General features: G+C 33.2%; 11 protein-coding genes and 1 pseudogene. 1 reads left to right on the top strand and 11 read right to left on the bottom strand.

The features are described 5' to 3' along the window. A pseudogene (locus tag G630_RS24360) lies at nt 1–181 on the top strand (ISNCY family transposase); the annotation flags it as partial. A 144-nt stretch (nt 182–325) separates the two neighbouring features. On the opposite strand, the gene G630_RS0115270 reads toward G630_RS24360, so the two are convergent. The 11 genes from G630_RS0115270 to G630_RS23825 form a co-directional block, all read right to left on the bottom strand. Next, on the bottom strand, nt 326–1,378 hold the full coding sequence (locus G630_RS0115270) for a glucosyltransferase domain-containing protein (protein ID WP_026499084.1): 1,053 nt from the start codon (nt 1,376–1,378) through the stop codon (nt 326–328). After that, entirely contained in the window at nt 1,371–2,906 is a 1,536-nt protein-coding gene (locus tag G630_RS22205; RefSeq protein WP_049946251.1) for a glycosyltransferase WbsX family protein, read from the bottom strand. Before G630_RS22205 ends, G630_RS0115270 begins: the two co-directional genes overlap by 8 nt. Further along, nucleotides 2,903–3,955 carry a WcbI family polysaccharide biosynthesis putative acetyltransferase gene (locus G630_RS0115260; protein WP_196805805.1) on the bottom strand — a complete coding sequence of 351 codons (1,053 nt, stop codon included), beginning with the start codon at nt 3,953–3,955 and terminating at the stop codon, nt 2,903–2,905. Before G630_RS0115260 ends, G630_RS22205 begins: the two co-directional genes overlap by 4 nt. 97 nt (nt 3,956–4,052) lie before the next feature. After that, nucleotides 4,053–5,330 carry a glycosyltransferase family 2 protein gene (locus G630_RS23835; protein WP_049946250.1) on the bottom strand — a complete coding sequence of 426 codons (1,278 nt, stop codon included), beginning with the start codon at nt 5,328–5,330 and terminating at the stop codon, nt 4,053–4,055. Nucleotides 5,331–5,639: 309 nt separating this feature from the next. Beyond that, nucleotides 5,640–6,845 carry a glycosyltransferase family 2 protein gene (locus G630_RS22195; protein WP_044959486.1) on the bottom strand — a complete coding sequence of 402 codons (1,206 nt, stop codon included), beginning with the start codon at nt 6,843–6,845 and terminating at the stop codon, nt 5,640–5,642. A 56-nt stretch (nt 6,846–6,901) separates the two neighbouring features. After that, nucleotides 6,902–7,297 carry a hypothetical protein gene (locus G630_RS0115245; protein WP_026499082.1) on the bottom strand — a complete coding sequence of 132 codons (396 nt, stop codon included), beginning with the start codon at nt 7,295–7,297 and terminating at the stop codon, nt 6,902–6,904. Nucleotides 7,298–7,312: 15 nt separating this feature from the next. After that, nucleotides 7,313–8,521, bottom strand: a complete 1,209-nt coding sequence (locus G630_RS0115240; protein ID WP_026499081.1) for a glycosyltransferase — start codon at nt 8,519–8,521, stop codon at nt 7,313–7,315. A 785-nt stretch (nt 8,522–9,306) separates the two neighbouring features. Beyond that, nucleotides 9,307–9,441 carry a hypothetical protein gene (locus G630_RS25625; RefSeq protein WP_256379753.1) on the bottom strand — a complete coding sequence of 45 codons (135 nt, stop codon included), beginning with the start codon at nt 9,439–9,441 and terminating at the stop codon, nt 9,307–9,309. A gap of 127 nt (nt 9,442–9,568) precedes the next feature. Continuing rightward, complete coding sequence (locus G630_RS0115220) at nt 9,569–10,825, bottom strand: glycosyltransferase family 4 protein (protein WP_026499080.1); 1,257 nt, start codon at nt 10,823–10,825, stop codon at nt 9,569–9,571. A 298-nt stretch (nt 10,826–11,123) separates the two neighbouring features. Beyond that, complete coding sequence (locus G630_RS23830; protein ID WP_049946249.1) at nt 11,124–12,230, bottom strand: glycosyltransferase family 32 protein; 1,107 nt, start codon at nt 12,228–12,230, stop codon at nt 11,124–11,126. Between the two features lie 9 nt (nt 12,231–12,239). Next, on the bottom strand, nt 12,240–13,220 hold the full coding sequence (locus G630_RS23825; RefSeq protein ID WP_049946248.1) for a TylF/MycF/NovP-related O-methyltransferase: 981 nt from the start codon (nt 13,218–13,220) through the stop codon (nt 12,240–12,242). Nucleotides 13,221–13,222: the final 2 nt, after the last annotated feature.

Genomic DNA, 13,222 nt, shown 5'->3' with positions numbered 1-13,222 from the left:
TGAGCGAGAAATCAATCACATGAAGGATAACTTTTGCTTAGCAAATCGTCGTACACGAAACGAGAAAACTCTGCATGCTGACTTGATACTTGCTGGTATCACACAGCTTATCTCCGTTGTGCTTGCCGACAAGATTCATCATCATGAATACATCAGAAGCCTTAAGCCTCTTATAGCATAGGACTTACCAACTTAATAATGTTTTAGCTTTATTCAAGTGCGCCTAAAACCAGATTTTTTCTAAGTTAAATTGCATGGCTTTCAAAAAATACATTCCGTAATGCTTATGTTAAAGTTGCGCATATACTTTTACTGAGTTTCGCAATTACCTAATACATATCAAAACAAAGGCATATACCATATGGTAGACATGTAATGAATGAGTAGCCTCTTTAGAGTACATTATGTAATTAAAATTGAAAACAATGGGTGCGATTATTATGCAAAATAGAAATACTATACATTTTATTATTTCTCTTTTTCTAATTAAGATATATATATTTACTATTGCACAAGCCAGAAACAAAATTAGAAATAGACATATCCATCCTTTCCAATGGAACGGAAACATACATGCGCTAAATGTAGTTGGTGCAATAATAAAATCCTTATAAGCTACAACGCATCTACTAATATAGCCTTCTACAGATACAATTCCAAATGAATCAGTTCCAGCGTACGACGTTAATGAAGCATGGTAAATCCTTAAGAAAAAAAACAATAAAATGAGATAAAGAATGACTCCTACAATTGTGGTCCACATTAACCGTTTCGTAATGTCATAAATAAATCTATTATCACAATTGTCATCTATAATACATTTCACATAGTAGCAAAAAAGAATCGCTATCCACAGTGTGATATAACATTGATATTCACCAATAGCAAAAGCAAAAAGAACACTCCCTAAAATGCCTGTCTTGATATCAGAGTATTCCGCAACATAATAGGCGCCTACAATTGCCAAAAGCTCGCCAATCATATTGCACCAAAATGCACCCATATACCCCATGTGACCAGCGATTGCAGGAATAGATAAAAATGCCAGAACCAAGCCAACCCTATACTGTTTATCTATCTTTAGCATCTCTATAGAGATTATAAGCATTAACGAGATACATAAAGCCGCTATCAACGCATTAACTACCGGTAAGGACTCTATCCCCGCTACTCTTTCTAGAAGATGTGCCATTAGTGTCTGCGTATACCTGCCATGCCCTATACCGTCGCTCCATCCTGCTATATCACACGCATCATCATGCCAGGAAAACTTATTAAATACCATCTCCCCATGTATGATCATAAAAACAATAATATATAATATAAGTTTTTCTTTTTTAGTTCTTACAATTTCAATTATCCTCAAGTAGTTATCCATTTTCGAATTGCTCTACCATTCCCCCAAGAATACTTTCTATCCTTAAGATAGAACTTGATTTTATCTTATCCTTTATCTGAGTCTCTATAGACTCCAAATCATACGAAACTGCAACCACTATAGTGTCCACATCAGGTATCTGATCCTCAAGTTTATATACATCATATGGAATATCTAATTCCTTCCGATTATCAATAACATACTTGACTTTAAGACCATTTTTCTCGCAATCCCTGAGTAAATGCCTTCCTAAAAGACCATATCCATAAATTGCGATTTCCTTGTGCCCTTTATCCAGAAGATATTGCGAGACACTAGCTCCTGATTCATTTATTTCCAACCACTTATCAAGCATCTTCCAATACCCACCATATCTTTCAGTTTTTTCATTGGCTCGCTGCAAAGCAGTTTTGTAATCCCTAAAATCCTCTCCACCAATATCTCTCTTCTGCTGAGATATTATCCTTGCACTCCTGACTGCTTCAAGATATGCGTATTTATCCTTAGCATCAGGTTCCAGATAATTGCCCTCTCCCCATTCATTCCAAGCATTTAAAAATACAAAGGGTGCTTCTAATGCCTTAGCTTTTTCTAATAATTTCTCAAAATATATCGCAAATAATTCTGGGGATGATTCTGTGACAACCATCCCTTTGCTTCCCCTTCTAGGGGTATCATCATAATTTACAAATCCACTCAAAATATCACCTTTTTCATGCAATTCGTGAATTATTTCATCCCAGGCATCTTCGTATTTATAACAATTCTTAATTGACATATTTTTGTATTTCTTATCTGCCAATGCACCCAGTGCAGTCGAAGGTTCTCTACAATAAACATTATCAAATCTATTCATTCTCATTCTTGGAGATCCGATAATATATGGAGTCTTGATATCGTTTTCGTTAGCAAGATTGTCCCAGCACTTAAGCATATCATCAAGACAATCAATAAGTTCCGGTCTGTAAATCATGAATACAGGATGTCCATTATACTTTATGTACCTGTCATCTCTAAAGAAAGGAAGTAAATAATAAAAATGTTCCTCCCAATCCTTCAAAGAACCATAGTCTTGTTCCAGAAGAATTTCCGGTAGATTCTCACTATTCGTAGCATTATCAAACTTCTCAAACCATGCATTATTTCCTTCTTTACCTGAATATTTACTCCACGATCTTATCCACGACTCATTAGCCCACGAAAAACAAAAGGGCATCTCTATGTCCTTCCACTCAAGTAAATTCTCAGCTGGTTTTTCCAAGACTTTTCTTCCGTCTTTAAAGTAATAGTGATAAAAGCACTGTCCATCCACTCCGTATTTTTTCATTAACAGCGCTTGCCATTTCATCGTTGAATAATCTAATAAATTGTAATATTTTTCCGCTAATGGAACTTTCGGCTGATAATGATCTTCAAACAGTGATTCTGCCTGTTTAACCGCTGTCCATTCTGTAAATCCTTCTCCCCACCACTTATCATTCTCTTTAGTCCTATGAAACTGTGGGAGGTACATAGTTAGTATTTTCATATTTTCCTTATATTTTCAGAATTCCACCAGACATACTCATTAATATACTCATCTAAATCCATATAAGCAGTACACTTTTTAGCATTCTTTGTGCATCGTATTCTTTCTTGTCTCCATTCAAGCTCTAGTGCTTGTGCAACACATGGATACACAAACTCTTCATGAGTATTCATCTCATCTACACTAAGCAACTCATCTTCTATACCAATTTTCTTCAATAGTCTAGTAACTATCTCATTCATCACAAAATTGGTGGGATGTCCTTGATCCCAGAATAATTGATGTATCTTATAATTACAAATGATAAAATCAATTATTTTTATATCACAATACTTCTCTCTGTCTCTATACTTCCTAACATTATCATTAAAGTTATCAATCACTTCTTCTTTAGAAAATGGTGCTCCATTCTTTATTTGTTCACCAATATCATCGATTGATCTGCCATTCTTCAACTGTTTATTTATAAATTGATCACCATGTGGAAATAGTCCATTACTATCTTTACCAATTGGATGATTCAAATCCCATTCAAATTGAGGAAAAAAACATTTTCCCATACCGAATAAGTTGGGTATTACTATCAGCTTTTGCCTATGTATCTTTCCTTGTAAATAAGCTACACTATATTCATAACCAAACCTATTATCTTCCTGAATGTCTTCTGATATTAACACATCCACATTTCTTAAAAGGCTCTCGGATATCTCCGACTTCATATTTTGAATAAAAACTAATGGATATATCCCATACTTTGAAGTAAATACTTGCGAAGTATAAAGCATATCCCTTACAACTGCCATATGACAATTTCCATGCAGAAAAACCACTTCTTTTTTAAATAGCCTCCAATAGATAAAGTCCTCGAATTCAACTAGCCCTTCTGCGCAAAGTTGATCTCTTATTTCAAAATACTTACTCTCGGAAACCGCAACAATATAGTAATTCTTTTTTTGTCCCAATACATCGAAAGGCTTCATGATATCGAACGATTTTGATCCTGTCGTACCAGTTACATAGCTGTCTATAAATCCACTGATCTCAACCATGTTTCGCAAGTTATATTCGGCTCGGACTCCCTCTATTCCGCCCCCCCAAATGAAATATTTACGCATTTTGCTCCTTTTTCACATTTTGTCTGACACATTAAATTGCAAAGGACTCATTATTAATCTCATATGCATCAACATCAATCATTTCATCGTCAAATGAAACCACATTATGAAAACCTAATGACTTAGCATTTTTTATCATTGCCTCCTGATGCCTTACATGAGCTGCAATAACAACAAGCACATCCTTATTATACTCATTAATTCTTTTAATTTTATGATCACAGAGATATTGATTCTCAGGATCTATGTTTGTAACAGCAAATCCTATAAATCTTATTTTTTTGTTTTCTGATATAACATCATAGACAGATGTTCCGTATTTACCTGCTCCATAGATAACTACTTCATTTGCAGTTTCCATTTGTTGAATAATACTATTCACTTTCGCTTTGTATGATTCGATATAATATGTCATTTCTGATTTCGTCATTCTCAGATAATACCCATCGTCTTTAAGTGACATATCTACCAATTTATCAATATCACATAATATACTGATAATATCAGTATTCCCCTTATATTTTTGAATTAAAAATGGTTTCTTCCAAGTTTTAAGATGATCCAACATTAATTTCATTAAATCATAGTAATTTCGTTTGCTTGCAATACTAATTATATCAAGAATGCCTCTAGCAATATCATTGATTACATTTTTGCTATAGAAATTTAGCCTTTTATTTACTGTTCTAGCCACATACACATATTCAGGTATCACCAAAAATGATCCTAAATAGTCTAGTGCCTTGACCAAAAAAACTGGATCTTCAAATCTAGTATATGCAGGAAAGGAAATATGACCCTTTATCAAATCCGACCGCAAGAAAATAAATCGCGTATAGTAAAATGGATATTGATATTCCGAAAAGTTTATAACCTTTTCTTCCTGAAAATTTATCTTGTTATAAAAAGGATCTCTCGAATAATCATTAATTTTCCCTTCAATTAATCGAACCAGACCTCCTGCCGCCGCTTTTACTCCATTTTCTTTTGCACCATCATATAAATTCTGTAGAACATCTTCCGAAGCGTAAAAATCATCAGCATCCATAAAAGCTACAAATTCTCCCTTAGCAACTTCGAGGCCTAGATTTCTTGCAGCCCCTGGACCTTTTCTTTCTTGCCTCAGAACTCGAATATTATGAAATCTTTTGGAATATTGTTCAAGAATGTAGCACGAATTATCCGTTGACCCATCATCAATACATAGTATTTCTAACTCAAACAATGTCTGTTTTTCTATGCTATCAAGACATTCTTCAATATACTTTTCCATATTATATACTGGAATGATAACGCTTACCTTAATCATAAAAATCCCCGTTAGAATATATAAATCACGAACAAAATCTGTTAGTTCTCCACCACTCATTCATTACCATAAATTGGAATTATTGTTAAAGGATATCTTATAGTCCATATCGCTCTACATTATTTGTACGACGCAATTTCTACAATATCTCCTTTTTATAAATTTATCGGTAATGGCTATATAGAGAATTGGTTTATCAGCATCTTATGATGTTATAGTTAACAAAATAAATTTAGTTTCCATTCTCAACAATGCTGATTCCAATTACTATTCTGCAGAATACACCATCTACAACATAACCTTAAAGGGTTATGATAACTGATAAAAGAACTCCGACTTTTTTGCCTTTCTGCAGATTATTTTTTCTGTTCCGACTAAATCTATAACCTCATCCATCATCTGATTTAATACTTCATCATAATATGCTGCTAAAACAATATAATCAAAATGAACATCTTTAATTGTATTTATCTTATGTATTTCTTTTCCCCATAACGATCCCTGTCTATTTTTGTCGACAACAGCTACAACATCACAATATTCATTTTCAAGAATCTGCCTTAAATAACTAGTTCCAACTGCCCCCATTCCATATATAATTATTTTACTGTTAGGTTTAATCAAATCATATGGAAAATAATAATGAGGCCTAAATGAGTTGCCATATTTTCTAGATAAATAGCTATTGAACCTGATAAGCATATATCTGCTTAACTGATTTCCCAAAACAGAATACATTTTGTGCTGCTTGACCGAATCGGAAATAGTTTGCTCTAGAATTGCCAATTGATCTAGATTCTCTTTTCTATTTTGTTTTGAAAGAGATGTGTCTCTCATTCTATAATGATAATATACTCCATCATCAAAATAGATTCTTTGGCTTGAAAGTAACGCTTCAAAAAAGCATGCATCATCCTCACCGTTTACTATATTATCATCCACATTCATTTGGGCGTGAAATATAACTTCTTTTTTAAATAGTCTTGAACACAGATTACATCTAAGGCCTCTCTCCAAATTGCTATCTTCTTTTACAAAAAAATTCTTATATATTTTGCTATTATAATCTGATAAGTCAAATGCTCCATTAAAAAATTCTTTGATTTCTATCCGATGGTCATGATATTCCTGAATCAAACCAGACAGTACAACGTCTGAATCATATTTGTACGCATCTTCAAGTAAAACCTGTATAGTTTCAGAATCTATCCAGTCGTCCCCGTCCAGTGGATATATAAAATCTCCGGTTGAATTATCAAGCCCTGCCTTTCTAGCAGAAACCAACCCTCCATTTTTCTTATGAATTACTTTTATCCTACTATCGTTCTGCGATAGTCTATCACATATTATCCCTGAATTATCAGTAGAGCCATCGTCAACAACAATTATTTCTATATCCTTGTATGTTTGATTACACGCGCTAGAAATACATTGCTCTACATATTGCTCAACATTATATACCGGAATAATTATGCTTACTTTTGGTTTGTTCATGTTTTGTGTATCCATTTTCATATATTTTCCGAAAGTCTTCTTAATACCATTTTAATATTCATCAAGTTATTAGCCTATTACTCGCTTAGAACATCAAATACTATATCTTCAATACTCAATACTTTTCTACAATAATCTTTCAATTTTATAACCACATTATTATTCTCTTTGGGATTCGTATATATAATTGCATCTGCTTTATCTGTGATGCCCTCTATTTTCAACACATTTGTTCCGTCATATAAAAATCCGTCTACTTTATCAATTATTCCTAACACATTAACGGTAGAACGTTTTAAATCCTCCATAAGATGAACCATCATAGCTCCGGCACCATAAATATATACTGAATGTATATCATTTTCCAGCAATATGTCAGAAATCGTTCTATCGTTTTCTTTTAGTGAAAGCCACGCGTTTAATATTTTATACATACTTTCTATCATCTCATATCTTGGTTCTTTCTTAGTCATTAAATAAATCTCCACTCATTCCAAAATAAGTCTTATCAGTTTTGAAAGATCTTCATCTTGTTTTTTGTAAAGTTCAGGTAGTACTTTTTGCATATTTTTTCTCTTAGCTTCCCTGATATCCTCTATAAAACTCTGCCTAATTCTATAGCACATTTCATCCATACTATATGGATTAAAATATAAAACCGTATCCTTACAAACCTCAGTAATTGATGTTCCGGTTGAACATGCACATATAGTCCCGTATTTCATAGCTTCAACTGGAGGATATCCAAACCCCTCATTAAGTGATGGATAGAAAAAAAGATGGGCATATTTATATAGCAGCTCCAGTTCATCTGATGAAACATAATCCAAAAATATAAATCTTTCGGGATGCTCTATCTTAGACAAAAAAACAGAGTCATTAACTACGCCACAAACAACAACTTTATAATCATTGCAAAATATTCCACTATTAACAGAGAACATCCTATCATAAGCAAGAACTCCTCTTAGCGGGTTTTTGTACCATATACCGGCACTAATCAGTAGTGCATATTTACCTTTTGTTATCCCTTTTTTAGACCATAGTAATTCATCTTCTTCATCAATTGTAGTTCTTGATTTTTGTGGGGAAAAAAGCACATGAACTTTTTCTTCAGAAATCTCCGGAAAATGAAACAAAATTCCTGATTTTGTAAATTCAGAAACTGCTACTATCTCACAGTTTTTGAAAGATGTCATTGTAGCTCCGTATAGCTTTCTATACGGGTCATTATCTTCTTCATAAAACGCATATACATAACTACCTTTTTCTTCATAGTCATTTCCTTCATAGAATGCCTTCTCATCCGCCTCAATAGTAGATAGCTCCATCATTCTCAAGCCATGAATGGTACATACGAAGCGCGTATCTTCAAGAACTTTGCCTACTTGCACCCAAACTTCATTATACGGAAGTGCTGAATAAATAGTATCATAATTATTTTCACGAACTATGTGTACAATATTCCTATAATCCATAATGGGGTGAATTTTCCACCCCTTCTGTTTACACTTACCTAGCATTTCTACATCGGTATTTCTTTCAGCCCACAAAAAAAGACCGAATTCATAGTCATCTGAATTCAGTTGTAACAGTTCATTAATTATTACATTTCCGTATTCGCCGCCACCATGAAATGTACTTCCTGCAATAAAGCGTGACTGGTAAAATGTAAAATCGATTAGTATTCTTTTCAAATTGGCTCCTTTTCTTATAAGATAGGGCTGTTCTTAATTACATAGATAATATATATTTAATTTATATCGCCAAATTTTATAATCAAATCAAGCCCCATTAAAAGTATAGATAATTCATTCCCCAATACCTCACCACGAAGTTTATCTTTAAGTACTTGTTTTTCTATATAATTTTCTCACTAATTCCGTTTTTTACAGCTTTTCCTTCTTTAGCATGAAATAATGCATTAGAATATCGATTTTGACCTCCTCATATTAACTGAATCAACCAGCCCTCGCCATAATGAAAGTCATCTTTTACGAAGGTTGCTTTGAATATTTTAGTAATTTCTCCTGTCTCGTACCTAATCATGTATGCATCTCTACTATCATCTTTTGATATAGTATTTATGGTAATTCCATGATAATGGTTGATAATGATATCTTTTAATAATTCTCTAATACTATTTGGAGTATATGCATCATCTTCTTTGAGTTCATTCTTATTAATTCTTTTACCAAATATTTCTTGTTATTTGTCCCCCGAGTATCTCCAATTGCAGTGTTATCATCTATTATTGTCTTTTTCGGTATACATCCATCTATCATCGTCACTGCTTTCTGTTTGTTTATTATCTATATAATATTCTCTTGTATGATAATAGTTCACCATTATGATATGTATCTAATGTCGTATACAACAGTTTATCATCCTTATACGCACATATCAGACACTCTCCATCCCAATTATAATTATTGTCATGCTGACCTTCAAAAATAATTGTTATTTTTTCTTCATCCTCATATCATTTGCATATTTTTTCTATCAATTCCGAAGCAAAATAATTAACTATTCCACGCACTTCCTTTACAGAAAATGTTGTATCTTCAAAATTATTTCCGCTTAATTGATTTCTGATATCTTCGCTTTTTTCGAACATAATATATTATATTTACTCGTTCATCATCTGTATATCCTAGATTTATAAAGCATCTTTGAAAAGCTAGTTCCCTGTAATACTCAGATATTTCGTGCATTCTCTTGGTTACATCTTGCATACGAAAACCTCAGAAATTCCACTCAGCAATTACCTTCTTGTAGTAATCATAAAATCTTTGATATACCTTATTAGGCTCCAGCTCACTTATCCTATTCTTTGCTTCTTGAATCATTCTGTCCTTTTCATCTTTATTAAGATTAAGCCCCCTTTCAATTGCATCCAAATAGTCATCAGGATTATCCCTCTTACACAAAAAACCACTAACGCCATCATCAATCAGCTGCTCATAACTCGCGCCATCAGTTGCAACCACTATCTTTCCCATTGCCATTGCTTCTATGCATGCATTTGAGAGGTTCTCAATCCTTGACGGCAAAATTACCAGCTCAGCACCATTTATAACCGGATACAGATACTCACGTGTAAGTTGACCTGCATAAATAACCCTATCTGAAAAATCAGCCGCCTTTTCTTTTACATAATCAGAAGCCAAAATGCCATCACCAACATTAATGACTGTATCCCTTCCACATAATACGAGCCTAAGATCTCGATTTCTCCTCAATAATTTCTCCGCCAATTCTGCTATAACACTTATTCCCTTTAATATACTCATAGTCCCATAAAATAAGATATATCTACCATTAGCATCTCTAATAATTTTTTCATAAGCATCATAGTTCCATGAATCATGGTCAAACACAAACGGACTTTCAATAACATCTGTCGGGATTCTCAATTCTTCACCAGCTATCTTAGCAAGAAGATTACTTGGAGCAATAACATTTGGGGCATTTTTCATTGAAAGAATTTCAAGTTTCTGCCTATATGACTCTGGATTATCTTTATATTTCAAACTTCCATTTATTGTATCTCCACCAAAAAACCATATATTTAAAAATCCTGAAATTCTTATAACATAAGGGATCGTATTATCAAAAAACAACGAGCAAGCCCCATGGTTGCATAGATGAACAATATCTATAGGATTATGCTCATGCATTCTATCTATCAGTGCTTTAACCATATGCGATTTATACATATACATGAGTCCTAACCGCTTATCTCTTCTCTCTTCTTCTGATGAACTATCTAATCCTGCTATATAATCATAAACTTCCCATTCATTTTTGGGGACATAAATATTATGTACTTTTATACCTGTATCAAATATCAAATTCTGTTCCTTTGTGGTAACAAGTATAATATCAACATCGTGTCCATGTCTGTGAAAGAGCCTTGCCATGTTTGCCGTAAATGTTGCCAATCCCCCTGATGGATTCTCCCTTGTTGCTAGTTCTACTGTCACAAAAACTATATGCATTTTTAATCCTTCCAACATTATCTGATGCTATACTAGTTAATACTGCACTGGTCGTAATCAACCAACTCTCACCAAAACGATGTCTACTGTGCATTTTTCAGCAAATTCCGAGTTCCTCTCTGATTTTCCTTTGGAGTCCTATACACCTATAAGAAACAAAGCAAATCCATCTATTATCTGTAGAGATAATAGATGGAGATATCCACTCTTATTATCATTATCTCTGCTTGAAACATAACTGTGGAAATAATATCAATTTCTCCACAGTAAAAAAATTATTACAATATATTTCACTTAATTAATTTGCATTTTCCATAATAAGCTTAGAATAGTCAAAATTTATACTATTATAAAAATCCTTCATATTATCTGCACTTTCCCAGCTACCAGTAACTCTATGTATAGAGTGTGTATTTATACTTGATTTATCAACAATATGCAAGAGTCCTTTGGGATTAAATACTTCCATCGGATATAATACCGTTCCGGATATCATTTGCTGCTTATTATTAAGAACAAACCCCTCATTAATAAAAACATCTCTCTGATGATCTGTACATGGTCTTAAATCAAGTTTCCCATCGCCTATTTCAAAATGCTTATCATCATAATAATCCCTGAGTTTTTTAATTGTTTTATTTCCTTTTATTCCACCAAATCCAAGGCCTGCAGCTATTAACGAATAAGTTGCAAAGCCAAAAAAGCCTTCATCGCATAGTAAATCATCTAACGGCTTGAGTAATTCAACATCTGTATCTAAATATACGCCTCCGTTATTATATATAATATCTAATCGAGCATAGTCCGGAACAAATCCCCATTTTTTATTTTTATATGCTTCCCACATATAATCATTTTTCCTCACGTCATAGTTAGACTCATCCCATCTAACTATTTCGTAATCCGGACAATACTTCTTCCAAGACTCCATAATAATTTTCAATCTATCTGGAATCGGGCTCCCCCCGAACCAACAATAATGAATCACCTTGGGAATTAGGATTTTGCCCTTAGTATAGGTGACTTTCTCATTTTTACAGTTATCCTGTATAAGTGCTAAAGGATATACTTCAATATTACTTAATTCTTCATAACTATTAATCTGTTGTAAAATAGCGCTAATTGCATATGCACTAGTAATGAGCAACTTATAATGTGAATTATTCTTATCACTCAATAATTTTGTAAGCCCATATACTGGTACGTTTTCTCCTTTAACGCTAACTACTGTATCTTGCTTATCGATCGCATTGTCAATTGCATATAGAATCTTCTTTTCTATACCATAAATATCTACAATTTGCTGGAACTTCCTTCCAGTTCCAAAAACAATTAACGTTTTTTCATCATGCGAAAAAACATTATTTATAACATACTCCATATCACAATTGATTATCTTTGCCATTTTTCATCCTCATTTTGTTAATATCAGACTTCCTTGATTGTCACAGATTGGGACTTTAGGAATCTTAATATTTTGACTTTCTTCATATCTACTTAAAGCCTTTTGTGCACATCCCAAATAATTATTATAATCGTGAATCATTATATACCCTCCACCTGACAATCTCGGGTAAAAATACTTGATTCCTTCATATATTGACTGTTCCCAATCACAATCAATTGAAACAAAAGCAAACGTATCTTCAATATCCTTTGCTGTTTCAGGGAAGAAACCCACTTTAAAAATACATGAATCTATATTATGCATCTTTTCTTCTACTATTTCTTTAGAAGTCTTTTTAAATACTTGTTGTCCAGATATAAATAAATCGTCAGAAACCTCTCTTTTCAGTTCCTCCTCGTCAAAGCCATCAAATGTATCAAACAAATATAGTTTCCTTTCAGGAAATGCATAATTTATATACTTTGCAAAATCACCTCTATATACTCCCAATTCTGCAACATTTCCAGTTATGTCACTTCTTTGTATTTCTTTCACAAGAAGTTCAAACGTTTTAATTCTTACATAATCATTCTTGTATTCTGTGCAATTACCATCAAAAAGCTCATACTCATCAAGATTACTATCTATACTACGAACCAAATGATGTCTTGTCTCTATCCTTTTGCGTAATTTACTTCCACATACTTTTTCCACAAACTCATAATCATGATTATAATCATTTATTCGCACATTTCCGTATGCAAAAATAACTCTTGATGCATCAATATTATATTTAGCAATAGATTCTATAACGCCTTGTGTCTGCGATATAGCGACAATTATTGCGTCATATTCCACTCCTTCAAGCTTGTTCGGGGAATATATAGGTTTGCCCGAAAATGTCTCTTCCTTCTTATATGTGTCAATAAAGCCAACTATTTCACCATTAGTATAATCATTTATAATATGCCAACTCAATTGACCTGTGCCCCACACAAGAACATCCATCA

The sequence above is a fragment of the Butyrivibrio sp. WCD2001 genome (assembly GCF_000424485.1).
In the GTDB taxonomy this organism is placed as follows: domain Bacteria; phylum Bacillota; class Clostridia; order Lachnospirales; family Lachnospiraceae; genus Butyrivibrio.
The sequence above is the reverse complement of the archived record's forward strand: the minus strand, read 5'-3'. Positions and strand labels throughout refer to the sequence as shown.

Coding starts and splice junctions, on each gene's coding strand:
- G630_RS0115270 (WP_026499084.1), bottom strand. CDS start 1,378: ATGGATAACTACTTGAGGATAATTGAAATTGTAAGAACTAAAAAAGAA.
- G630_RS22205 (WP_049946251.1), bottom strand. CDS start 2,906: ATGAAAATACTAACTATGTACCTCCCACAGTTTCATAGGACTAAAGAG.
- G630_RS0115260 (WP_196805805.1), bottom strand. CDS start 3,955: ATGGTTGAGATCAGTGGATTTATAGACAGCTATGTAACTGGTACGACA.
- G630_RS23835 (WP_049946250.1), bottom strand. CDS start 5,330: ATGATTAAGGTAAGCGTTATCATTCCAGTATATAATATGGAAAAGTAT.
- G630_RS22195 (WP_044959486.1), bottom strand. CDS start 6,845: ATGAAAATGGATACACAAAACATGAACAAACCAAAAGTAAGCATAATT.
- G630_RS0115245 (WP_026499082.1), bottom strand. CDS start 7,297: ATGACTAAGAAAGAACCAAGATATGAGATGATAGAAAGTATGTATAAA.
- G630_RS25625 (WP_256379753.1), bottom strand. CDS start 9,441: ATGTTCGAAAAAAGCGAAGATATCAGAAATCAATTAAGCGGAAATAAT.
- G630_RS0115220 (WP_026499080.1), bottom strand. CDS start 10,825: ATGCATATAGTTTTTGTGACAGTAGAACTAGCAACAAGGGAGAATCCA.
- G630_RS23830 (WP_049946249.1), bottom strand. CDS start 12,230: ATGGCAAAGATAATCAATTGTGATATGGAGTATGTTATAAATAATGTT.
- G630_RS23825 (WP_049946248.1), bottom strand. CDS start 13,220: ATGGATGTTCTTGTGTGGGGCACAGGTCAATTGAGTTGGCATATTATA.